At 58.9% G+C, this 22,227-nt stretch carries 19 protein-coding genes; 6 read left to right on the top strand and 13 right to left on the bottom strand.

The genetic code is table 11. From position 1 onward, the window contains the following. Positions 1-18: 18 nt before the first annotated feature. The 5 genes from ACR1XU_RS12655 to ACR1XU_RS12635 form a co-directional block, all read right to left on the bottom strand. Positions 19-1,233, bottom strand: coding sequence for an alpha/beta hydrolase (locus ACR1XU_RS12655; RefSeq protein WP_480915613.1), 1,215 nt, complete (start codon positions 1,231-1,233; stop codon positions 19-21). 246 nt (positions 1,234-1,479) lie between these two features. Further along, positions 1,480-3,357 (bottom strand): cobaltochelatase subunit CobT, encoded by a 1,878-nt coding sequence (gene cobT / locus ACR1XU_RS12650; protein WP_170806589.1) that lies wholly within the window; start codon positions 3,355-3,357, stop codon positions 1,480-1,482. A 121-nt stretch (positions 3,358-3,478) separates the two neighbouring features. After that, positions 3,479-4,465: a cobaltochelatase subunit CobS gene (gene cobS / locus ACR1XU_RS12645; RefSeq protein WP_170615271.1), complete on the bottom strand. Its 987-nt coding sequence runs from the start codon at positions 4,463-4,465 to the stop codon at positions 3,479-3,481. Between the two features lie 379 nt (positions 4,466-4,844). After that, entirely contained in the window at positions 4,845-5,438 is a 594-nt protein-coding gene (locus ACR1XU_RS12640) for a dimethylsulfonioproprionate lyase family protein (RefSeq protein ID WP_480812213.1), read from the bottom strand. Positions 5,439-5,519: 81 nt separating this feature from the next. Further along, complete coding sequence (locus ACR1XU_RS12635; RefSeq protein WP_480908081.1) at positions 5,520-5,939, bottom strand: Lrp/AsnC family transcriptional regulator; 420 nt, start codon at positions 5,937-5,939, stop codon at positions 5,520-5,522. 137 nt (positions 5,940-6,076) lie between these two features. Between ACR1XU_RS12635 and ACR1XU_RS12630 the strand changes: the two genes are divergently transcribed. Then, positions 6,077-6,853 carry a carbon-nitrogen hydrolase family protein gene (locus ACR1XU_RS12630; protein WP_480908083.1) on the top strand — a complete coding sequence of 259 codons (777 nt, stop codon included), beginning with the start codon at positions 6,077-6,079 and terminating at the stop codon, positions 6,851-6,853. Between the two features lie 69 nt (positions 6,854-6,922). Here the strand turns inward: ACR1XU_RS12630 and ACR1XU_RS12625 are convergent, their stop codons facing one another. Continuing rightward, positions 6,923-7,549, bottom strand: coding sequence for a J domain-containing protein (locus ACR1XU_RS12625; RefSeq protein ID WP_170615281.1), 627 nt, complete (start codon positions 7,547-7,549; stop codon positions 6,923-6,925). A 107-nt stretch (positions 7,550-7,656) separates the two neighbouring features. On the opposite strand from ACR1XU_RS12625, the gene ACR1XU_RS12620 reads away from it, so the two are divergent. After that, positions 7,657-7,911: a BolA family protein gene (locus ACR1XU_RS12620; protein WP_480908085.1), complete on the top strand. Its 255-nt coding sequence runs from the start codon at positions 7,657-7,659 to the stop codon at positions 7,909-7,911. Between the two features lie 6 nt (positions 7,912-7,917). On the opposite strand, the gene ACR1XU_RS12615 is transcribed toward ACR1XU_RS12620, so the two are convergent. The 3 genes from ACR1XU_RS12615 to pepT all read right to left on the bottom strand — a co-directional run bounded on the left by ACR1XU_RS12615 (position 7,918) and on the right by pepT (position 10,734). After that, a complete protein-coding gene (locus tag ACR1XU_RS12615) occupies positions 7,918-8,817 on the bottom strand; it encodes a hypothetical protein (protein ID WP_480908087.1) in 900 nt (299 codons plus the stop codon). Positions 8,818-8,961: 144 nt separating this feature from the next. After that, the gene (locus tag ACR1XU_RS12610; RefSeq protein ID WP_170806585.1) at positions 8,962-9,396 is read right to left on the bottom strand and encodes a DUF4177 domain-containing protein; all 435 of its coding nucleotides are present in this window, start codon (positions 9,394-9,396) and stop codon (positions 8,962-8,964) included. A gap of 81 nt (positions 9,397-9,477) precedes the next feature. Beyond that, positions 9,478-10,734 carry a peptidase T gene (gene pepT, locus ACR1XU_RS12605; RefSeq protein WP_480908088.1) on the bottom strand — a complete coding sequence of 419 codons (1,257 nt, stop codon included), beginning with the start codon at positions 10,732-10,734 and terminating at the stop codon, positions 9,478-9,480. Positions 10,735-10,957: 223 nt separating this feature from the next. On the opposite strand from pepT, the gene ACR1XU_RS12600 reads away from it, so the two are divergent. Further along, on the top strand, positions 10,958-12,235 hold the full coding sequence (locus ACR1XU_RS12600; RefSeq protein WP_480908090.1) for a hypothetical protein: 1,278 nt from the start codon (positions 10,958-10,960) through the stop codon (positions 12,233-12,235). A 93-nt stretch (positions 12,236-12,328) separates the two neighbouring features. Here ACR1XU_RS12600 and gatB read toward each other — a convergent pair whose 3' ends face one another. The 4 genes from gatB to pepN all read right to left on the bottom strand — a co-directional run bounded on the left by gatB (position 12,329) and on the right by pepN (position 18,331). Then, on the bottom strand, positions 12,329-13,861 hold the full coding sequence (gatB, locus tag ACR1XU_RS12595; RefSeq protein WP_480908092.1) for an Asp-tRNA(Asn)/Glu-tRNA(Gln) amidotransferase subunit GatB: 1,533 nt from the start codon (positions 13,859-13,861) through the stop codon (positions 12,329-12,331). Between the two features lie 99 nt (positions 13,862-13,960). Further along, a complete protein-coding gene (locus ACR1XU_RS12590) occupies positions 13,961-15,148 on the bottom strand; it encodes a hypothetical protein (RefSeq protein WP_480915612.1) in 1,188 nt (395 codons plus the stop codon). A gap of 205 nt (positions 15,149-15,353) precedes the next feature. After that, complete coding sequence (locus ACR1XU_RS12585; protein ID WP_480525175.1) at positions 15,354-15,782, bottom strand: hypothetical protein; 429 nt, start codon at positions 15,780-15,782, stop codon at positions 15,354-15,356. Beyond that, on the bottom strand, positions 15,779-18,331 hold the full coding sequence (gene pepN, locus ACR1XU_RS12580; RefSeq protein WP_480908616.1) for an aminopeptidase N: 2,553 nt from the start codon (positions 18,329-18,331) through the stop codon (positions 15,779-15,781). Before pepN ends, ACR1XU_RS12585 begins: the two co-directional genes overlap by 4 nt. Before the next feature lie 223 nt (positions 18,332-18,554). Between pepN and ACR1XU_RS12575 the strand changes: the two genes are divergently transcribed. The 3 genes from ACR1XU_RS12575 to ACR1XU_RS12565 all read left to right on the top strand — a co-directional run bounded on the left by ACR1XU_RS12575 (position 18,555) and on the right by ACR1XU_RS12565 (position 22,209). Then, a complete protein-coding gene (locus tag ACR1XU_RS12575; protein ID WP_480908614.1) occupies positions 18,555-20,690 on the top strand; it encodes a malate synthase G in 2,136 nt (711 codons plus the stop codon). An 82-nt stretch (positions 20,691-20,772) separates the two neighbouring features. Further along, positions 20,773-21,198, top strand: a complete 426-nt coding sequence (locus ACR1XU_RS12570) for a GlcG/HbpS family heme-binding protein (protein ID WP_170615294.1) — start codon at positions 20,773-20,775, stop codon at positions 21,196-21,198. Positions 21,199-21,429: 231 nt separating this feature from the next. Then, positions 21,430-22,209 carry a gamma-glutamyl-gamma-aminobutyrate hydrolase family protein gene (locus ACR1XU_RS12565; RefSeq protein WP_480908612.1) on the top strand — a complete coding sequence of 260 codons (780 nt, stop codon included), beginning with the start codon at positions 21,430-21,432 and terminating at the stop codon, positions 22,207-22,209. Positions 22,210-22,227 lie beyond the last annotated feature (18 nt).

Below are 22,227 nucleotides of genomic sequence, written 5' to 3'. Positions count from 1 at the left end.
CAGCACATCGCGACGACACTATTCGGTTGCGCCCAGAAAGCCTTTCAGCGTCTCGATATAAGGGTCGTAAACGTCGTTTCCGGGCAGAGGAATGTGATTGGCGGTTTCCAGAATGACAAGCGAAGCGTCGGGAATACCGGCTGCCAGTTTTCGCGCCTCGGACAAGGGGTGGACGGCGCTGTTGCGCCCATGCAGGACCAACGTCGGGCATTGCACTTGCGGCAAAAGATGCAGAACCGACGCGGTGTTTCCGCTGTCGCGCTGATACAGTTTCTGCTCGACGGAATAGAGCGTCTGCATCTCGTTCACAATTTCGCGCACGGTTTCCAAAGGTCCCTCGGGAAAGTAGCTCAGTAGCGAGCCAACCGCATAACCGCTCCCGGGGTCTTTCCAGCCTTCGATGATCAGGTTGCGGATCGAATCCGGCCCCGCCACACCTTCACGATGATCGCGCCCTTCTGCCCAGCCGCCAACAATCGCCAGCCTGCTGACGCGCTCGGGATATTTCGTGGCGAACTGCAGGGCAGAGAAGATGCCGCCGAATTCCGAGACAATGGCAAACCGGTCAAATCCTGCGGCCTGCGTCACCGCCAGAATGTCTTCGGCAACCCCTTCGTAATTGGCCCGGCAGGGGTCGCCCCAATGGGACTGGTGGCTTTTGTTGTAACGCAACATCGTGAACTCAGCGTCCATCGCTTCAAGGTAGGTCCGCTCTGAAGCCAGCCGCCCCTCTGCCTCCAGATCATAAACGATGGAACCGACCCTCAGAACCGGAGGGCCTTCTCCGGACATGGCAAAGGCAATCGCCTGACCGTCATGTCCCCGGGCATATCTTAGCCGCTGGGTTCGATGTTCGCCGTTTTGTGCAGGCTGTGAATCACGGCTGACTTCAGCCGCCATCTGCAGGCCACGCCGCACAATTGTCCGGATGATCCGTTGCGTCTTGCCATCATCGCCTACTGCCTTGCGTGCTGCAGCGATGCGGGCGCTTATGGTCGATTCCGAGACAAACCGACCATGCCAGACCCGCTCGATGATCTCTTCGCGTGCAACCAGCTTGCCGGGGCTTTCAACCAGTAACTCCAGCAGATCAAAGACCTGAGGTTCAACCGGAACCGCTTCGCCCCCGCGCAACAGCACGTGGCGGTCAACGTCCAGAATACAATCTGCAAACTCATAGCGCATGGGCTGAATACACTCCGTTTCGATTGGGGCCACAAGGTTCAATGGCATTCCCAAAGGTTTCTCGGGGGTTTCTCAGGATTGTCTTCAAGCGAGAGGGCAGCGCCGTTGCCAAATTAGAGGCAACAAACAGGAGCTTCAGATGATGCCACCCTTCGATATCGCGTTATTGCACCACAAGGCCGTTCGCCACAGGCACAATAATACCCAGCCCCGAATTGCTCCGACTACCGGATCGTCAATCTGGGGCTGGTTGCTTAGGATGCTATGCCGCCCGGCAGGGCGACGTCAACGGATCTAGCTGGCCCGCTTCATTCCCATGACCCGCGCCCGCGCCCGCGGGTCGCTGTCGAACAGAGCCGCCAGCTGCTCGGTCATGGCACCCGCCAGTTGCTCGACATCGGTGATCGTGACCGCACGGTCGTAATAGCGGGTCACGTCGTGACCGATGCCAATCGCCAGCAGTTCGACCATCTTGCGTTTTTCCACCATCGCAATCACGTCACGCAGGTGTTTTTCCAGATAATTCGCAGGGTTAACGCTCAGCGTTGAATCATCAACCGGCGCACCGTCAGAGATCACCATCAGAATTTTGCGCTGTTCGCGCCGCGCCAGCATCCGGCGATGTGCCCATTCCAGGGCTTCGCCGTCGATGTTTTCCTTCAATAGGCCTTCTTTCATCATCAGACCCAAATTAGGTCGTGCACGACGCCAAGGGGCGTCCGCACCTTTGTAGATGATGTGGCGCAGGTCGTTCAGACGGCCGGGTTGCTGTGGGCGTCCATCGTTCAGCCAGGCCTCACGCGCCTGACCGCCTTTCCATGCCCGTGTGGTAAAGCCCAGAATTTCGACCTTGACGTTGCAGCGCTCCAGCGTCCGCGCCAGAACATCGGCACAGATGGCCGCGATTGAGATCGGACGCCCGCGCATCGAGCCCGAGTTGTCTAAAAGCAGCGTCACCACGGTGTCGCGGAACTCGGTATCCTTCTCGACCTTGAAGCTTAGCGGCGTCGTGGGGTTCGCCACCACCCGCGCCAGACGGCCCGCGTCCAGAATGCCTTCCTCGCGGTCAAACTCCCAGGACCGGTTCTGCTGCGCCTGCAACCGGCGCTGCAGCTTGTTGGCCAGGCGCGAAACCGCCCCTTTCAAAGGCTCCAGCTGCTGATCCAGATAGGCCCGCAGCCGCTCCAACTCGGCCGGTTCCGCGAGATCCTCGGCGGCGATCTCCTCGTCATGGGTGCTCAGGTAAACCTTGTAGTCGGGATCCGCTTCAGACGCGGGCGGCGGGGCAGGCGGCTCCAGCGGAGCCTCGCCATCGGGCATCTCGGCCTCTTCGCCCATCTCATCCTCGGTCATCTCGTCCATCGAGACCTGCGCCTGAGACTGATCCTGCTGCTCTTCCTGCGTCTGTTCGGGGGTGGCGTCGGCGTCCTGCTCGTCCTGATCGTCCTGCCCGGTGCTGTCGGGGTCGGGCTGTTCCTCGGCGTCGTCTTCGGCCTGATCTTCCTGCTCGTCGTCCAGCTCGTCCGGGTCCTCGCCCAGCTGGTCGCCATAGCCCAGATCCTTGATCATCTGACGAGCAAACCTTGCGAATTCCGCCTGGTCCGACAGAACCTCTTCAAGGTTCTCCAGCACGCCACCCGCCTGTTCTTCGATGAACCCGCGCCACAGGTTCATGATGTTCTCGGCCGCCGGCGGCAGATCCCGCCCGGTCGCCAGATGCCGGATCAGATAGCCCGCGGCCACCGCAAGCGGCGCATCTGCAGGCTGTTTGCACTGGTCATATCCGCGCCGGATCGCCTCGTGGCTGATCTTGACATCGATATTGCTGGCAGTCCCGGGCATGTCCCGTGCGCCCATCGCTTCACAACGGGCAACTTCCATCGCCTCATAAAGATCCCGCGCCATATCGCCCGGAGGCGCATAACGCGCATGGGTCGCATCGTCATGATACCGCCGCTGCAGCGCCAAAGCATCCGCCGTGCCGCGCGCCAGCAACACCTCTTCCCGTGTCATGCGACGAGAGACCTGCGGCAATCGCATCGATTCACCGGACAGGCCCGACGGGTCGACCGTATAGCTCACCGAAAGCTCGGGATCGTCGGCCATCACCTTGGTGGCCTCGGCCAAGGCCTTCTTGAAAGGATCGGCGGGGTTGTCGTTCTTCTGTGCCATGTCCTTAAGCCCTCATCAAAGTGACCAGCCCGGCCTGGAAAACATTAACGGATCCGCCTTCATCTGGCCAAAAATATCCCCGCCGGAGGCATTGCGCCCGAAACGGGCGCAATTCAGGTGCTTACCCCAGGCTCGCACTCGCCGCGCTCTCGGGCAGTTCCTCGTCGAAACAGCGCTGATAGAACTCGGCCACGGTCTGGCGCTCCAACTCATCGCACTTGTTCAGGAACGACAGGCGGAAAGCGTAACCCACATTGCGGAAAATCTCAGCGTTCTGGGCCCAGTTGATCACGGTCCGCGGGCTCATCACCGTGGACAGATCGCCATTCATGAAGGCCGTCCGGGTCAGGTCGGCAACGGTCACCATCTGGCTGACGGTCTTGCGGCCCTCGGCGGTGTTGTAGTGCGGTGCCTTTGACAGCACGATCATGGTCTCGGCATCATGGCTCAGATAGTTCAGGGTCGAAACCAGCGACCAGCGATCCATCTGCGCCTGGTTGATCTGCTGCGTGCCGTGATAGAGGCCGGTGGTATCGCCCAGACCCACGGTGTTGGCCGTCGCGAACAGGCGGAAGTTCGGGTTCGGCGTGATGATCTCGTTCTGGTCCAGCAGGGTCAGCTTGCCGTCATGTTCCAGCACACGCTGGATCACGAACATCACGTCCGCACGGCCCGCATCATATTCGTCGAAGACAATGGCGACGGGGTTGCGCAGCGCCCAGGGCAGGATGCCCTCGTGGAATTCGGTCACCTGTTTGCCGTCGCGCAGCTTGATCGCGTCCTTGCCGATCAGGTCGATCCGGCTGATATGGCTGTCCAGGTTCACACGTACGGCAGGCCAGTTCAGACGCGCGGCGACCTGTTCGATATGGGTCGATTTCCCGGTGCCGTGATAACCTTGGATCATCACGCGGCGATTGTGCGAAAAACCCGCCAGGATTGCCAGCGTGGTTTCGGGGTCGAACTTGTAGGTCGGGTCGATCACCGGAACGCGGTCGCTGCGCTCGGCGAACCCCTTGACCGCCATATTGCTGTCAATTCCAAATACGTCACGGACCGAGATGTCTTCGGTTGGTTTTGCGTTGATATCGATCGATCCGTCAGCCATGCGCCTTGTCCTTATCCTTTGCCCCGCTCTCCGGGTTTGAACCCGTGTGTGGTGCAACATATTGCGGACAAGGGCAAGGGAAAGCCGCCCGTTCCTTTAGCTGGCCGGATGTTTCTTTGAAACTGACCATAAAAGCATTGAACCCAGCTCGGCGGCGGGCATCAAACGGTCCATGGTGCCTGCTACACGTGCGGGCGCGGGTCGAACTGGTCCCGTACAACCAGTTGGAAAATGACCCAATCCGGTCGACCTGGTCCGACAAGCCAAGATCCGAAAGACGCAGGCACTGCGCTGTGAGAACGGTCCGGAAGGCGCCATGGTGAAGCGGGAGGTTGACCGCGCAGAATGAAGTGCAGATCAGCGCAGCGGTCGTCGGCAATCATTCGGCAGAGGTCAGAACAGGCGGTGTGTCAAACCCGTTTCGCCATGCGACAAGGCACAGGACCGGGGCGTCCAATGTCTCCATTGCGTGTGGCTGGTTGCTTTGATGCAGTACCGTGTCGCCTTCGCGCAGGGGTTCGTCGGAGCATCCCTGCCGCTTGAAAACAGCCGACCCGGATACGACCATATACGCCTCTTCCCCCGGATGATGGTGCCAGGGATAGTACAGCCCGGCTGGCATATGGACGACCCACAGCCACAACTGCCGCGAGGTGAACGGCCCGCCTTTGCCGATGATGGAATAGCATCCGAAATTTTGCAGGAACCGGTCCCCGATATTGGTGCCCTTGTAGGTTTCACGCCAGACAGCCGCCGGACCGGCGGCAATGATGGCATCCTGCAGATCGCCATAGTGTTGGGATGACAAACCGGTTTCGTTGCGCAGAACGTCACCGCAGGGGCGGTGTAATGGCGTGATCGGCTGCCGTTCGATGTCATCCGGAAACGCCGCAAAGGCCGTCAATTCACGATTGCCGCGATAGGCGTCGCGCGAAAGGCGCAGAAGATTGTCGTACAGGTGATCGTTGCCCATGCGGTGATCAGACGATCGAATCGGACCTTTAGGCTTGTCCACCTGCGACATCGGACAGATATTTCGCTGCGGGCACTTGCTTCATTTGAAATGATTAAGGCGGATGCAGCTGTTGGTTTCGGCCACCATCGGCATGCGGCGGATATCCATCAGGACCGTATCCAGACGCTGATGCGAGGAGGTGCGCAATTCCAGAACCAGATCGAACACACCGTTCACGGAACCAAGCGACTGAACTTCGGGAATTCTCCTGAGTTGGTCGATGATCCGTCTGCTGTCCCCCGGTGCCAGCTTCAAAAGCACAAGTGCATCGACCAGCGCATTTTCAACCAAGCCCCCAAGTTCCACCGTAAACCGCGCGATCGTGCCGTTCGCCTTCAGCTTGTCGATCCTGTTCTGGATCGTAGCCCGCGACACGCCCAGTTCACGCGCCAGTTCGGCGGCCGAACGACGGGCATCCCCACTCAGAAGCCGCAGCAGTTCCCGATCGATATTATCCATGCCTTGCATTCGCTTTCGTCAAATTGGCTGTCAAATCGTTAAAGATCTATCGAAATTATATCACTCACTGACTTTTGCGCCAATGCAAGCGCAGTCATGCTGATCCGCAATATCAACCATGTCCAAGGACCGCAGCCGTGAAAGTCACCGTTTGCCAACTCGACCCGCGCCCATCACAACTGGACCAGTACCTGTCGGGTCTGGCCGATCATGTCCAAGCTGCCGGAACAGATTTTTTGCTGCTGCCCGAGATGTGTTTTTACGACTGGCTGGCGCATGACGCAACGCCTGATGCCGGGCGCTGGGCTGCCTCCGTTGCGGCGCATGACGACAGAATTTCGCAGCTTTCGAAACTGGGCGTTCGCGGCGCGATGGGAACCCGCCCGATTGTCAACGCCGCTGGCAGCCGCCGCAATCAGGCCTATGTCTGGACCGCTGAAACCGACAGCGCAGCGCCGGTGCATGAGAAATACTATTTGCCGGATGAACCGGGTTATCATGAGCACAGCTGGTATGATCGCGGACCCAAAAGCTTTGATCTGGCCCGTGTTCTGGGGATGCGCGTCGGCGTTCAGATCTGTACCGAGATGTGGTTCTTTGAATGGGCCCGCCACTATGCGGCCTCGCGTGCCGACCTGTTATGCGTCCCGCGTGCGACGCCGCACGGCTCTGTCGAAAAATGGCTGGCCGGCGGTCAGGCCTCGGCCGTGTGTTCCGGTGCTTATTGCCTGTCGTCCAACCTGTGGGCCCCTGTCGGAGAAGCCCCCGACGCAGGCGGTCTGGCTTGGGTGATCGACCCCGAAGGGAACGTGCTGGCCACCACCGACCCTGACAATCCCTTTGCCACGGTCGAGATCGATCTGGACTTTGCCGCGCAAAGCAAATCGACCTATCCGCGCTACGTTCCGGAATGATTGTTTGACGCGCCAGATCCGTTCTGGTCCTGCTGTCATTGTTTGCGGCAGGGCCAACCGGATGCCGGTCTATTTGAAGTTCCGGCTGTCCTTGATCTGATCCCAGGCCCAGACAACCTCCTGCAGCTGCTCTTCCTGACTGCGGTCGCCGCCGTTCATATCCGGGTGCAGCACCTTGATCAGCTTCTTGTAGGCCTTGCGCACCTCGGCCTTTGACCAGCTGTCATTGGCTTCCAGAATCTCGATCGCACGGCGCTCGGTCGGGGGCAGGCGACGCCCGCCGCCACCTGATGTACGGCCCTTGTTCTGTGTACCGTTGGCACCCAGCACCTGGTGCGGATCCTCGATGCCCAGCCGGGCCCAGGCGCGCGCCTCGGGGTCGCCCATGGGTTTGGTCTCACGCTCCCACACCTTGTCCTTGGACCGCTGCGCGTTCAGTTCGGCCTCGGTGGTGCCGTCGAAGAAATTCCACTTCTGATTATACTCGCGCACGTGCTGCTGGCAGAACCAGAAGAAGTCATCCAGAACGTCCGGCGCTTTTGGCGCCCGAAACTTGCCCGCCTCTTCACAACCCTCGTGATCGCAGATTCGCATCGAGGTCTCAGACGCACCCGACATGCCCCGACGCCCGCGCGGGTTCTTTTTCTTGGCGCTGGAAACGGACATATCGAATCCGAATGGGTCTGATTTCGTCATGCTCTGATCCTTACGAACACATCTTTTCGACTCGGAGGCAGCAGTTTAGTCTAAGCAGCCGAAAGTAGAAGAGGGGGGCGGCAAAAATTTTGCCGATGAGCATAAAAATGAGCGTGACCGAAGAAATCCGATCCCGCCTGCAGGCCGCGTTTGACCCGCGCGAGCTTGAAGTGGTTGATGACAGCGAAAGCCACCGGGGCCATGCCGGATACCAGGACGGGGGCGAGAGCCACTTCAACGTCCGCATCCGCGCCTTAGCCTTCGAAGGCCAATCCCGCGTTGCCCGCCACCGTGCCGTGCACAAGGCGCTGGGCGATGTGGTTCCGCGCATTCATGCGCTGGCTTTGGATATCGGTGTCTGATTGCGCTTAGAACCGCAGCCGGAAGGCGAGACCGAGCAGAGGGGCCGTGTCATAGTTCTGACGGCTGATTTCGTTACCGTTCTCGTCCTCCAGCGTCAGTCGGCCGTCGAACTCGGCCCCTGCAAAGACGGTTACTGACACGCCGGGATTCGGGTCATAGCTGAGGGACGCAACCACCGGGATGCTCTGATCTTCACCAATCCCGCTTGGAGCCAGCCCGTTGTCGTCTAGCCGGAAGCGGATTTTCTCGGAACGTGCCGAAAGCGAGAGGCTGAAATCTTCATTCACCGCATAGCTCAATGTCAGCCCCGGCCCTCGCGTAGCTCCGATTCCGGATCCGGTGTTCAAGTTCCAGCGATCATTGATGTCCCAATCCACCAACAACGCGGGAAAGACATCCACACCGCTATCTTCCAGTTGCGAGAAGGCCCCAAATGCCGGGCCGATGGTCAAGCTTTCGCTCATCTGCCATGCGACGCCCGCAAAAACACCATATGTGCGCCCATCCGAAGATGCGGCACCTCTTTGGTAGTCCCATCTGAACTGAGGCGATACGAACACGCTGGCCCTTTGCCCGGCCTGAAACCGAAGCGGGGTTGAAACTCGGATGTCGCGGATATCGTTCCATGGCTGGTTGTCCGCTGCGCTGAAATCGTAATCCAGTTGCCCATAACTTACCGAAACACCAAGCGAAGTACCGCTGTCAAAATAATACAGCCCCGTAGCCCGCAGGAACGACCGCGTCGCGCTGAAGTCGCCGCCCTGATCCATATCGGCGCTGCCCTGATAGGCGGCCAACCCGTCGATCTGGCTGACCCAGCCTAACCGTTGTTGTGCGACGGCGGGCAACGCGAACTGGCATGCGATGGCGGCAAAAAGACAAAGACAAGCTGTGCGGGGTTTCATCGCAGCACGGGGTCCTTCTGGGTGTCAAAAAAATATCTCTTAAAGATACGACCGGAACCCTGAATCGGATGACCGTCTCAGTCCTGTCGGTCAATTCCGTGCCATCAAAACCACACCTTTCGAACCGTCTGGTCTTGATGCTTGTTACTTGGAATCTTCGTCGGCTTTTTCGCCGGGTTGCAAGGTCAGGGGCGGCTCATCTACCTCGGCTGAAATAGGTCCCGGGGCCTGAACCGCATCCGGCTCGGGCGCCTTCACCGTATCCGGTCCCGGGATCGGGTGGGCCAGCGGAACGCCTTCGGGCGTTTCTGTCGGGCTCGGGACGGGAACCGGGGCGACCTCAGCCTCGAACGCGCGGCGGAACACCAGCACATTGCGCCAGTGGGTCGTCGATCCGGTCAGGCCCGAGCGTTCCTCGCTGGGCAGCAACTCGGCGCGCTGGTATTCCCAGCCGTCCTGACCCATCTCGTTCAGCAATTGTTCGACCGAATTGGCAAACCGCCCCTCGGGCGTTTTCACGCCCTTGGCCTTGGTGCCTTTTTGCGGGGCGGGGACAACCTTGTATTCGTAGCGCTGCATCAACCGTTCCTGAAATGCCTGTAGCGGACAGGTTATCACGTTGACCGCCGGGCGAAAGAGACGTCGACCCGATGTCGGATTTTACCCGCCACTGTTGCCCGGTTTCTGCGCTGCCCTGGTCGCCACGGAAAGGCACAACTCGGTCGCGACGGCCATGTCCTGCACCGAAATCCATTCCAGCGGGCCGTGAATGCACTGCATCCCGGTAAAGATATTGGGGCATGGGGTGCCGAACTCGGTCAGGCGCGACCCGTCAGTGCCGCCCCGGATCGGAACAGATACCGGCTCGATCCCCATGTCGCGGCAGGCGTCGCGGGCCAGATCAACCGGGGTCATGTCCTTTTCCAGCCAATAGCGCATGTTGCGGTACTGCGGATAAATCTCGCACTCGATCACTGCGCGTGGCTCCGTGGCTTGCACGGCGGCGCAGACCTGCCGCACCAGATCGCCCTGCGCCTGCAATGCGTCCAGCTCGAAGTCGCGCAGGATCAGCTTGATCTCCATCTCGGAGGAGCCGCCATTCATATCGGTAATGTGAATGAACCCTTCGCGGTCATCTGTGACCTCGGGCGTCATCGTCGCCTGCGGCAAAGTCTGCACGATCTTAGCTGCCAGATGGGCTGCGTTGACCATTTTTCCCTTCGCCAGCCCGGGGTGGATCGAGACGCCCTCGATCCGGATCACGGCACGGTCGGCCGAAAAGCTCTCATATTCGATTTCGCCAACTTCCTGACCATCCAGAGTGTATGCGAAATCAGCGCCCAGATCCTTGGATAGTTGTTCGGTAACACCCCGCCCGATCTCTTCATCGGGGGTAAAGGCGATGCGGATCGGCCCGTGCGGAATATCAGGATTTTCTATCATATGCCGCGCCATGGTCATCAGGATCGAGATACCCGCCTTGTCATCCGCGCCCAGCAACGTGGTGCCCGATGCAGTAATCAGATCGTGCCCGATCTTTTCGGCGAGATAGGGGTGCTCCTCCGGCGACAGGACCAGATCGGGGTCGTCGGGAAAGGTGATTTCGCCACCATTGTACCCCTTGATCACGCGCGGCTTGACGCCGGTGGCATTGAACTGCGGGGCGGTGTCGACATGAGCCAGAAAACCCACGGTCGGTCCCGGAACTGTGCCGGGGATGGTGGCGACAACAACGCTGTCGCCGGTCAGCTCAACATCCTGCGCGCCGACTTCGGTCAGTTCCTGGCGCAGCAGGTTCAGCATGTTCAGCTGGATGTCCGAACTTGGGGTCGAGGACGACGTCTCATCGCTCTGACTGTCGATCGCCGCATACCGGACCAGCCGGTCTTCGAGTTCCTGATCAAATCTTTTCTGCATGTTACCTCACCTCAATTGTCGGGGATGAAAGGGTGGCTTCCCCTGCCAAGTCAAGCCAGTTGTTAGAGTGTTCGGGCCTAGTCAGAATTGAGGATGCCAAGTCTTGTATGTCCTAACAGGTCAGTTTGGTTGAACATCACTGTTGCGTGACAAAGTAATCTTCTGACACACTCAATCTTTTAGAAACGCATTGGAGCAAATCATTTTTTGGGGGTGTGCGGATATGAAGGTTCGCAATTGGATAGCACAGGCTATTGTAACTGTTGCATTTACGGCCCCGGCGATTGGTCAGTCCGTTCCTATTGCGGAGTTGACGGAAGGATTGTGGACCGAAGGGCGTGATCTGGATCCATTTGGACGCAGGCCGGTTCAACTTTGGCTACCCGAAGGAACATTGATTTTTGACATTCAGAAAACAGATCGCGTCCAAGGACCTAAAGCGGCGAAGTTTCGTTCTGCACGTACTTTTCACGGATATCCGGTCAACCTTGAGCTTTTGCCGAAACGCGGTGTCACAAGGTACAGGTCGATCACGGCACGCGATGACAGAGCAAGGTTTCGCCTCTTGCAATCGGTATATTGTCCGGGTGAAACGAATCCGTTCGCAACCGTAGGGCAATGCCAAGATTCAGAGCCTGTTGGCGAAGGGTGGGTGTTCGAATTGATCGAAACTGGGGTTGAAACCTCTAAGGGAAAAAAGCTGCAAGCGACGGCATATCCTGACGAAAAAACCATCGCTGAGCTTGGCCCGGTGGCTAGTGAAATCTACACCTTTGATATCTATGAGAACGATCTCGACAGGTTTGAAAACCAGGGGGTTTTGTTTCGTCTGGACAGAAAGCACCCTCTAACCGAATTCGAGTTCATTGATGACTACTATTTTCCGTGTAACACAACCAAGACGGTTGAGTTCAAAGAGGAACAGATAATCCAAGCCTTTGCCGAGGCCTCGGTCGAGACCGAGATTGGATTTTGGTCATGGTTCAAATTATCTGCAGATGCGGGTGGCCGCTTTGAAGACAGTGGGTCGTCGATTAAATCAAACCGAACGCAACAAGATTCGTCAAAAGCGTCGGTGTTCAGCCAATGGGGCCTGATGAAAACTGCGGTCGGAGAGGAACTCCCATTTTTTGTCGAGAAACGATTTGAATGCCAAAGCGGGGTGGGGAGCACTAAACCCGGAGATTGGATCACGTCAGTAGAGATCAGCTTTTGGAATGATAACGAGGTTAGAAACGATGTTTATGAGTTTAACGTAGCTGACAATTGGGTGAAAATGGATCGGGATGAGATTAAGAAACGGCACCAACGTCCGGTATTTTTCAGTGTAAACGACTCAACTAAGCAGGCTCTGGTGATACAGAGCATCTTAAACGCCAACTCTGAACTAAATTACAATCAGGCTGTTTTTATGTTTGCTCAATTAAACAACGGGTGCACCGGTAAATTCCGGAAAAACTGTGACGAAGCCGCCCAGGTCGTTTTTCCGGGACCGGATTAACTCGAAAACCCGACCAAAAAGAGCCCTCTGCCCGGAAACCTAGCAGGTCTGGTCATCGATTAGTGCTACGCAGGAGTATCTGTCCCGTCCGTACTAGCCCCCTAGTTTCTTGCTGACCAATTCGTTGACGGCCTTCGGGTTGGCCTTGCCACCGGTCGCCTTCATCACCTGACCGACAAACCATCCGGCCAGTTTCGGGTTCACTTTGGCCTTTTCGACCTGCGCCGGGTTGGCGGCGATGATCTCGTCCAAAGCCGTTTCAATCGCGCCGGTATCCGTCACCTGTTTCATGCCGCGTTCTTCGACAATCTGTGCCGGGACACCGCCTTCGGTATAGACGATTTCAAACAGGTCCTTGGCGATCTTGCCCGAGATTGTTTGGTCCCAAATCAGGTGAATGATCTGCGCAATTTGACTTGGCGAAACAGGTGATTCCGAAATCGCGCGGTCATCTTGTTTCAAACGGCCAAGAAGATCGTTGATCACCCAGTTCGCGGCAGTTTTTCCTTGGATTTCTAATCCGTCCTTGCCACGTGTTTGGGTGACTTCCTCGAAGAAATTCGCAAGCTCTACCTCGGCAGTCAGGACCGAAGCGTCATAATCGGTCAGGCCGAACTCGCTGATAAAGCGTGCTTTTTTGCCGTCCGGCAGTTCCGGCAGATTCGCGGCGATATCGTCCACCCACGCCTGCTCGATCTCAAGCGGCAGCAGGTCGGGGTCCGGGAAATAGCGGTAATCATGCGCTTCTTCCTTGGACCGCATCGAGCGGGTCTCACCCTTGTCCGGGTCATACAGGCGGGTTTCCTGATCGATCTTGCCACCGGCCTCAACAATTGCGATCTGACGGCGGGCTTCGACCTCAATCGCCTGCTGGATAAAGCGCATCGAGTTCATGTTCTTGATCTCGCACCGTGTGCCCAGATGCGAGAAGTCCTGCGTTTCCTGATACTTCTCATACGCGCCCGGCAAGCAGATCGAGACGTTTACGTCCGCCCGCAGGTTGCCGTTCTGCATGTTGCCGTCGCAGGTACCCAGATAGCGCATGATCTGGCGCAGCTTGGCGATATAGGCGGCGGCTTCTTCGGGGCCACGGATGTCGGGACGCGACACGATCTCCATCAAGCAAACACCAGTTCGGTTCAGATCGACGAAGGACATATGCGGATCCATGTCGTGGATCGATTTGCCCGCATCCTGTTCCATGTGGATACGCTCGATCCGCACCTTGCGCGCGGTGCCGTCACCCATCTCGACCAGCACTTCGCCCTCACCCACAATCGGATGATAAAGCTGGGAAATTTGGTATCCCTGCGGCAGATCGGGATAGAAATAGTTCTTGCGGTCAAAGGCCGATTTCAGATTGATGTCTGCCTTCAGGCCCAGCCCGGTCCGCACCGCCTGTTCCACGCAATACTCGTTGATCACCGGCAGCATGCCCGGCATTGCCGCGTCCACGAAAGCAACGTTTGCGTTTGGTTCAGCCCCGAATTTTGTCGACGCGCCCGAAAACAGTTTGGCATTGGACGAGACCTGCGCATGCACTTCCATCCCGATTACCAGTTCCCAGTCGTGCTTGGCCCCGGCAATGGTCTTGGGTTTGGGCATTTCGTATGTCAGGTCGAGCATGGCGCGCCTCATATCCGCAGAAAGTCTAGGCCAGCGTATTAGGCCCGGCACGTCAGAGGAGCAAGGGGGAATGGCTGTGATTTCCAGTCTTTTGCCGGTTCAGTTCCGTGAAAGTTGCAGGCCCGACGAGGTAAATGTCACGTCCTTGCCGCTGTTGAGTTCCTCGCGAAACAGATCGGCGATGGCCCGCAGTGCGTCCCGGTGTCCGCGCGCAGCGAACCGCTCGGGCGAAGGAACGCGGACCGAGTTGTTGAACCCGGCGGCCGCATGCGCCCAGATCAGCGGATGCAGTTCAGTCAGATGATCGCGGATCAGCCAGTTTGCCGCCTCGCGCAGTTGCGAGCGGACAAGATCGGCTTTTTCGTTCAGGCCCACGCCGTTTTGCACGGTAATGGCGCAATAGGCCGACAGCATGTTGATGGTCTGCTGATCCGGACGACGCTCCAAGATGTCGTGCAGCCCCTCCAGGAAGAACTCGATATCGACCCGAGCGCAGGCTTCCTCATCCAAGGCAATCGCATCGAATTGGACCCAGGTATATCCCCCGGCGCCCCATATTTTTTGCGTTCTGGCGGCGTTGCGCAGGGCTTGAACCTCAAGCTCTTCATAGCTGCCAAACCAGCGCGGCAGCAGATGGCTGCCCATGGCGCGCATGTGACGCTGGTTTTCGGGGTCCAGCGCGATCAGCCGCTCGTACTCGTCCGCTACCCGAACCGACGTGCGGCGTTGACCGGCCAGCAGGGCGCAGCCTGCCGCAGCGACCAACGGGCTGTCTGGCAACGCGGCCTTGCACTTGGGTAGAATAGCCGCCGCCCGGTCAAAATGCGCTGCGCAGCGCGACCGGTGCAGCGGTGGCAAGGTCGCATCCAGCGCCGTTCCCCGCCATGCCCAAGCAAGATCAATATGTGCCAGTGCAACGATCAGGGCTATCATCGGGTTGCCAGGGTGTTCCTGCATCACGTCTTCCAGATCGGCGACGCCTCCTAGCAGATCATAGTCTGACAGGGCCTTGCCGTCCGACAATGCATGTTCAGCGGCCAGAACCACATCCGAGCGTGCACCGAATGCCAGCAAATCAGCAATCGGCAACCCGTCGGGCGCGGTGTCGCGCGCTGCATCAGCTGCCTGCATTTCCGCGGACAGATCTTCCCACCGGTCCTGCCGGGCCAGGTGACGGCCCCGTTCAATAGTGGTGCGTCCCACGAAGTCGCCAGCGTTTAGTTGTGCAACGGGAATGTTAAGCTGCCCCTGATCAGGCAGAACGGCGGCAACAGCATCTGCTGCCACCTTGTTTGGCGGCGCAATTTGCCGGGAAGGATTTGTGAAACGGGCAAGATGAGCCCTGAATGACCTGAACATGGCGAAACTCGGAACTGTAACAAAAAAGCGTAACTTACAGCGGAAGTCTGGCCGTAAATCAGCGTCAGTTCAAGTAAATTGCCTGAAACACTTCAGAATCCCGGGTCAATCCGGTCAGTGGCGGCTCATCGTTTCAGAAAACTGTAAAATGATGCCGTTCGACCCGAAAGCCGGCGTTTTCCAAAGTGTTTTCAAAGGCCCGGTGCGGCGGGACCGACTCATCCGGCAGCCGGATACGCTTGCCTGATCTCAACATTAAAGAGACGCGAACCGAGAAGTCCCAACGTGTGTCGAAGCGGAAAAAATCGATCTCGTTCAGGTCGATTTCACCTTCGCGCCCGCCCGAATGCCACCTGAGGCAATCCCGGTCCAGCGTCAGCCCGGCGCTGGTGTCTTTCACGATGTCCCAGATGGCCGGCAGCGTGGCAAGCGCCAGCACCCCGACCAGCCATAGTGCGGCATTGAAAAAGATCACGAGCGATATCAGCCCCGCAAAGACGCCGATCAGGATTAGTACAGCGCGGGGCGCGCGGTTTTGCCGGGTGAAGGTAAAGGGCGTCATGCGTCGAGTATGCGTGACACCATTTCCCCGGTGTCCCGCGACAGGTTTGGGGTATCCTGGATGCGTGTCAGTTGTGCGCGCATCAGGGCCTGACGGTCACCGTCATACCGCTTCCATGTCTGGAAGGCCGAGCACATGCGCGCGGTGGTCTGCGGGTTGACCGGGTCAAGCCGGATCAGCCAGTCCGCCAGCAGGGCATAACCTGCGCCGTCGGCCTGATGGAACCCGGCGTGGTTCATTGCCAGCGCGTCCATTACTGCGCGGAACCTGTTGGGATTCTTCCAGTTGAAATCGGCATGTTCGGTCAGATTGTGCGCGGTATCTGGCACCGCATCGGGCGCGGCCATCGCGACCTGCAGGCCGAACCATTTGTCCACGACCAGCCGGTCGTGCTGCCACTGCGTGTAAAATCCGGCCAGTTCCGTCTCACCTTTTCCGGCCCGCAAAAGACAAGCCAGGGCCGAGAGTTGAAGGGTCATGTTGTTGGCTGCGCCATACTCTTCTACTGCCTTGGCACCGCCGTCCAGGCGCGAAGTCAGCGACAGAGCGGCGCTGCCCAGTGCGCGTTTGCCGGATTGCTCCGCGTCTGGGCTGTAGGGGGCCTGAACCAGGGCTTCGCTGTGCAGGCGGGGCAGCAGGTCCTGCACATGTTGCGCTGTGGCTTGCCGCAATGTCTCGACCGCGCTCCAGATCGCCATTGGATTTGGTGTTTCACCACGGTCGAACAAGGCGGCAGCGAGTTCCGATTGCGTTGGCAGTCCCAGCATCAGGGCGCGGTAAGCCGGATCAAGATCCCGGTTGCGCAGCACGGCCAGCAACCCGTCCAGATAATCGGAGTCCGGGGTGGCGTCTTCGGATATCATGCGCAGCAGTGTGTCCTGCGCCAGTGAGCGTCCCGCCTGCCAGCGGTTGAACGGGTCGGTGTCATGGGCCAGCAGGAACGCGCGTTCGGCATTGGTCTGATCGTGTTCCAGGATCACAGGCGCCGAGAAATCACGCAGGATCGATGGCGTTGGCTTGGCGGCCAGACCGGAAAAGGCAAAGCTCTGTTCCGCTTCCGTCAATTCCAGCATTTCGGTTGCGCGCACCTCGTCTCCGTTCGGCCCCAAAAGGCCAACAGCAACGGGGATCACCTGCGGAAACTTCTCGGTCTGACCCGGTGTGGGTTCTGTCCGCTGGCTGAGGGTCAGCGTATAGGTGCCATCGGCCCAGTCCTCTGTTACGGCCACCCGCGGGGTTCCCGACTGGCTGTACCAGCGCTTGAACTGGCTCAGGTCGCGGCCAGCAGTGTCCTCGAACACCTGGATCCAGTCCTCTATGGTGCAGGCCTGCCCGTCATGGCGGTCAAAATAAAGGTCGAGCGCCTTGGAGTAGGCCTCCTCCCCCACCAGCCGCTTCAGCATCCCGATCACCTCGGCGCCTTTTTCGTAGACGGTCGCGGTGTAGAAGTTGTTGATCTCCTGGAAGCTTTCGGGCCGGACGGGGTGCGATAGCGGCCCGTTATCCTCGGGGAACTGCCGTGCGCGCAGGTCTATGGCGTCGTGGATGCGCTTGACAGGGGCTGAGCGCATGTCGGACGTAAACTGCGCATCGCGGAAGACGGTCAGACCCTCTTTCAGGCACAATTGGAACCAGTCGCGGCAGGTGATCCGGTTTCCGGTCCAGTTGTGGAAGTACTCATGCGCGATGATCGCTTCGATCCGTTCGAAATTGGCGTCGGTCGAAGTTTCGGGGCTGGCCAGCACGGCCGAAGAGTTGAAGATGTTCAGCCCCTTGTTCTCCATCGCGCCCATGTTGAAATCATCGACGGCCACGATGTTGAACACATCCAGATCGTATTCGCGGCCATAGACATCTTCGTCCCATTTCATCGACTTCTTCAGCGCTTCCATGCCAAAGGCGCATTTGCCCTCGTCGCCCGGACGAACCCAAAGGTTCAGGTCCACATCCCGGCCCGACATGGTGGTGAACCGGTCAGGATGGGCGATCAGGTCGCCCGCGACCAGTGCGAACAGATAGGCGGGTTTGGGCCATGGGTCGGTCCATTCGGCCCAGCCTTCGCCTTTGGCCGTGGGGTTGCCATTGGACAGAAGCACGGGCAGGTCGCCATTTATCCGCACGGTGAAGGTCGACATCACATCCGGGCGGTCGGGGTAGAAAGTGATCTTGCGGAACCCCTCGGCCTCGCACTGCGTGCAGTACATGCCGTTCGACATGTAAAGCCCCTCAAGCGCGGTGTTGTTGCCCGGGTCAATCTCGACTTCGGCCTCCCACACGAACGGCGCATCCGGTGCATCCGCAGTCAGGCCCTTGTCGGTGACCTGTGGCGCGATGTCCGCGCCATCAATGGCGGCGCGGATCAGTTTCAGATCCTCGCCGTGCAGGAAAAAGGTTCGGTCCGTTGCTTGGGGATTGGGGTGGAACGCGATGCGCGATGTGACGCGCGTGGCGTGTTCGGCCAGATCAAAGGTCAGATGCACACTGTCCACCAGATAGCCGAAGGGCGTGTAGTCTTTCAGATAGATTATGGTGGGGGTGGCGTCGCGCATCGGGGGCCTCGCATCGGTTCATGTCTGGCGCGACGTTATGGGTTGCGGCGATGCGCTGCAAGCGGTGCCGGGCACGTAAATCCGGCGTGCTTCTCCTACGTGCTGACGCGACGCCAATCCGGCAGGTCCGCCGAAAAGCGATGGCGAATATGTTGCCTATCGGAAACTTCCGCTCTAATTGAAGCCGGCATACAGTGGCGTACAATTGCGGGAGATGTCGAATATGAGCAGTAGAGAAGCCCGGAACGGTTTGCAGATCGCCGTTGAACTGGCAGATTTCATCGAAAACCGGGCGCTGCCCGGAACGGGCGTTTTATCCGAGGATTTTTGGTCAGGCCTGTCCCGAATGGTTCAGGAGCTGGGGCCGAAGAACAAAGCGTTGCTGGCAAAACGGGCCGAGATCCAAGGCCGGGTCGACGGCTGGCATCTGGCCCGAACAGGGCAGGATCATGATGCCGCCGCGTATCAGGCTTTCCTGCGAGAGATTGGATACCTTGTCGAGGAAGGTACCGATTTTCAGATCGAAACCGCCAAGGTCGATCCGGAGATTGCTCTGACACCCGGGCCTCAGCTGGTGGTGCCAATCACCAACGCCCGCTTTGCGTTGAACGCCGCCAACGCACGATGGGGCAGCCTGTATGATGCGCTTTATGGCACCGACGCGATGGGCGATCTGCCCGTGGGTAAAGGATACGATACCGCTCGGGGTGCCCGCGTGATCGCGTGGGCCAAGGCATTTCTGGATGACGCGGTACCGCTGGAAAATGGCTCGTGGTCCGACGTTTCGGACCTGAGCGTCGAAGGCGGTGCGCTGGTGCCCGCGCTGGCCGATCCCGCAGGTTTCGTTGGCTTTGGCGGTTCCGCTGACAAGCCTGAGTTCGTGGTACTGAAGAATAACGGTCTTCACGTGCAGATCATGATCGACCCGTCCAGCAATATTGGTGCCTCCGACCCCGCAGGCATCGCTGATGTGCGCCTGGAATCGGCGCTGTCCACTATCATGGACTGCGAGGATTCGGTGGCTTGCGTGGATGCCGCCGACAAGGTTGTGGCCTACAGCAACTGGCTGGGTCTGATGAAGGGCGACCTGACCGAAGAGGTTTCGAAAGGTGGCCGGACATTCACCCGAAAGCTGGCTGGCGACGTTGAATACACCGCCGTTGGCGGCGAAACCGCGGCGCTGAAGGGCCGCTCGCTGATGTTGATCCGAAACGTCGGCCATCTGATGACCAACCCCGCCGTTCTGGATGGCGAGGGCAATGAGATCGGCGAGGGGTTGATGGATGCGCTTTGCACCACACTGATCGCGATGCACGATCTGCGGCGCGAGGGGGGCAACTCGGTCGAAGGATCGGTTTACGTGGTCAAGCCCAAGATGCACGGGCCGGAAGAAGTGGCGTTCTCGGTCGAAATTTTCGACATGGTCGAGGATATTCTGGGCTTGCCGCGCAACACAGTGAAACTGGGCATCATGGACGAGGAGCGCCGCACGTCGGTCAACCTCAAGGAATGTATCCGCGCTGCAAAATCGCGGGTGGCCTTTATCAATACCGGCTTTCTGGACCGCACCGGGGATGAGATTCACACCTCGATGGAGGCCGGCCCGATGCTGCCGAAAGGCGACATCAAGAACACGCCGTGGATTGCGTCCTATGAGGATCGCAACGTTGATATCGGTCTGGCCTGCGGCCTGAAGGGCAAGGCTCAGATCGGAAAGGGCATGTGGGCGATGCCCGACCGGATGGGCGACATGCTGGACCAAAAGATCGGCCACCCGAAATCCGGCGCGACCTGTGCCTGGGTGCCTTCGCCAACCGCCGCTACACTGCATGCGACCCACTATCACAAGGTTGATGTTCTGGCCCGTCAGGACGAACTGGCGGCCGGCGGCGCGCGCGGCACGCTTGAGGATCTGCTGACCGTGCCCCTGCTGGGCGGGCGCAACCTGAGCGAAGAGGAAATTACTCGTGAGGTCGAGAACAACGCGCAAGGCATTCTGGGCTATGTTGTGCGGTGGGTCGATCATGGTGTCGGATGCTCGAAAGTGCCGGACATTCATGACATCGGCCTGATGGAGGACCGCGCGACCTGCCGGATTTCCTCGCAAGCGCTGGCCAACTGGCTGCATCATGATGTGATTGACGAAGGCCAGGTGATGGCCGCAATGCGCAAGATGGCCGCCGTGGTCGATCGCCAGAATGCGGATGATCCGGAATATTCTCCCATGGCGCCCGGTTTTGATGGTATCGCCTTTCAGGCGGCTTGCGATCTGGTTTTCAAGGGGCGGGTGCAGCCTTCGGGCTATACCGAACCGGTTCTGCATGCACGGCGGCTGGAAAAGAAAGCCAGTTTGGGTTGAGCTGTACGGGCGGGAACGAGGGGGCTGTCTGCCCCCTCGCGCTCCCCCGAGGATATTTTGGGCCAGATGAAAGGGATCAGGGATGGCTATTTCCTTGCGCAAGGCGCGCACCATCATTCGAAAGTCGTTGGAAAAAGCGCATGAGATGGAGTTGAAGCCACTCTCGGTGGTTGTGTTGGATGCAGGCGGTCACGTCATCGCATTCGAGCGTGAGGACGGCGCGGCCCCGGGGCGCTTTGGAATAGCGCACGGCAAGGCTTATGGGGCGGTCATGTTGGGCATGGCGGGTACTGCGCAGATGCAGCGCGCCGAGGCTCAGGCCTATTTCATGGCGGCGGTAAATGGCGTTTATGGCGGTCAGGTCGTGCCTGTTCCGGGTGGCGTCCTGCTGCGCGACAAAAAGGGTGCCGTAATTGGTGCGGTTGGGGTGACCGGCGATACGTCGGACAACGACGCGGCGGCGGCCCTGGCTGGCATCGAAGCCGCGGGTCTGACGGGCGAGATCTGACACGCAACGTTATGTCGTGGCCGGTGTGGAGGCTGAAGAACCGCCATTAGGAACTTCTTCCCTCTATTAGTGACATTTCTGGAACAGCTTCCTGAATATTGATCTAAAATTGGGAAAAATTGTGCAGTTGTGAACAGGAGCTTGCGCTGAGATGCAGGGTGTGTGCTATTGCACGTCTCATCTGCTGCCGATAGTTTTCAGCTAGATCTGGAAACGTTTTGGAAAACAACAATGTCACGACCCGTGGTTGGTATCATCGGAAACTCGTATCTGATGAACGATCAATACCCGACGCATGCCGGCGGAACGATGAATTCCGATGCGGTGGCGAATGTTTCGGGCTGCCTGCCGATGCTGATCCCGGCAGACCCCAGATATGTATCCGTCGATGAACTGCTTGAGGTCTGCGACGGCTTCCTGCTGACAGGTGGGCGCCCCAATGTTCACCCGGAGGAGTATGGCGAACTGGCCACCGAAGCGCATGGGGAATTCGATCGGGCGCGCGATGCGATAACTTTGCCACTGGTCCGGGCCTGTGTTGAGCGAGGTCAGCCGTTTTTTGGAATTTGCCGTGGGTTTCAGGAAGTCAACGTGGCATTGGGCGGGACGCTATACCCCGAAATCCGTGATCTGCCCGGGCGCATGAACCACCGGATGCCGCCCGACGGTACGTTGGAAGAGAAATTCGCCCTGCGCCATGTCGTGACACTGGCCGAGGGTGGTGTGTTCCACCGCCTGATGGGCGCGACCGAGGTGATGACCAATACGTTGCACGGGCAGGGGATCAAGACAGTCGGCCACAGGATCGAAATCGACGGCCATGCACCGGACGGCACACCCGAGGCGATCTATGTCAAAGACGCCCCGGGATTTACCCTGTCCGTTCAGTGGCACCCGGAATGGGATGCTGTGAATGATCCTGTGTCACGGCCATTGTTCGAAGCATTTGGAGCGTCGGTGCGGGCCTGGGCGACTGGATCGGAAGCTGGACTGTTTCAACAAACCGCGTGACTTGCGCCGGCCCCGCAA

It is taken from the genome of Ruegeria sp. D1(2025), assembly GCF_056536425.1.
The sequence above is the reverse complement of the archived record's forward strand: the minus strand, read 5'-3'. Positions and strand labels throughout refer to the sequence as shown.

What these genes read in the sequence shown, in the direction of transcription:
- ACR1XU_RS12655 (WP_480915613.1), bottom strand. Translation starts at nt 1,233, where the DNA reads ATGCCATTGAACCTTGTGGCCCCAATCGAAACGGAGTGTATTCAGCCC.
- cobT (WP_170806589.1), bottom strand. Translation starts at nt 3,357, where the DNA reads ATGGCACAGAAGAACGACAACCCCGCCGATCCTTTCAAGAAGGCCTTG.
- cobS (WP_170615271.1), bottom strand. Translation starts at nt 4,465, where the DNA reads ATGGCTGACGGATCGATCGATATCAACGCAAAACCAACCGAAGACATC.
- ACR1XU_RS12640 (WP_480812213.1), bottom strand. Translation starts at nt 5,438, where the DNA reads ATGGGCAACGATCACCTGTACGACAATCTTCTGCGCCTTTCGCGCGAC.
- ACR1XU_RS12635 (WP_480908081.1), bottom strand. Translation starts at nt 5,939, where the DNA reads ATGGATAATATCGATCGGGAACTGCTGCGGCTTCTGAGTGGGGATGCC.
- ACR1XU_RS12625 (WP_170615281.1), bottom strand. Translation starts at nt 7,549, where the DNA reads ATGACGAAATCAGACCCATTCGGATTCGATATGTCCGTTTCCAGCGCC.
- ACR1XU_RS12620 (WP_480908085.1), top strand. Translation starts at nt 7,657, where the DNA reads ATGAGCGTGACCGAAGAAATCCGATCCCGCCTGCAGGCCGCGTTTGAC.
- ACR1XU_RS12615 (WP_480908087.1), bottom strand. Translation starts at nt 8,817, where the DNA reads ATGAAACCCCGCACAGCTTGTCTTTGTCTTTTTGCCGCCATCGCATGC.
- ACR1XU_RS12610 (WP_170806585.1), bottom strand. Translation starts at nt 9,396, where the DNA reads ATGCAGCGCTACGAATACAAGGTTGTCCCCGCCCCGCAAAAAGGCACC.
- pepT (WP_480908088.1), bottom strand. Translation starts at nt 10,734, where the DNA reads ATGCAGAAAAGATTTGATCAGGAACTCGAAGACCGGCTGGTCCGGTAT.
- ACR1XU_RS12600 (WP_480908090.1), top strand. Translation starts at nt 10,958, where the DNA reads ATGAAGGTTCGCAATTGGATAGCACAGGCTATTGTAACTGTTGCATTT.
- gatB (WP_480908092.1), bottom strand. Translation starts at nt 13,861, where the DNA reads ATGCTCGACCTGACATACGAAATGCCCAAACCCAAGACCATTGCCGGG.
- ACR1XU_RS12585 (WP_480525175.1), bottom strand. Translation starts at nt 15,782, where the DNA reads ATGACGCCCTTTACCTTCACCCGGCAAAACCGCGCGCCCCGCGCTGTA.
- pepN (WP_480908616.1), bottom strand. Translation starts at nt 18,331, where the DNA reads ATGCGCGACGCCACCCCCACCATAATCTATCTGAAAGACTACACGCCC.
- ACR1XU_RS12575 (WP_480908614.1), top strand. Translation starts at nt 18,555, where the DNA reads ATGAGCAGTAGAGAAGCCCGGAACGGTTTGCAGATCGCCGTTGAACTG.
- ACR1XU_RS12570 (WP_170615294.1), top strand. Translation starts at nt 20,773, where the DNA reads ATGGCTATTTCCTTGCGCAAGGCGCGCACCATCATTCGAAAGTCGTTG.
- ACR1XU_RS12565 (WP_480908612.1), top strand. Translation starts at nt 21,430, where the DNA reads ATGTCACGACCCGTGGTTGGTATCATCGGAAACTCGTATCTGATGAAC.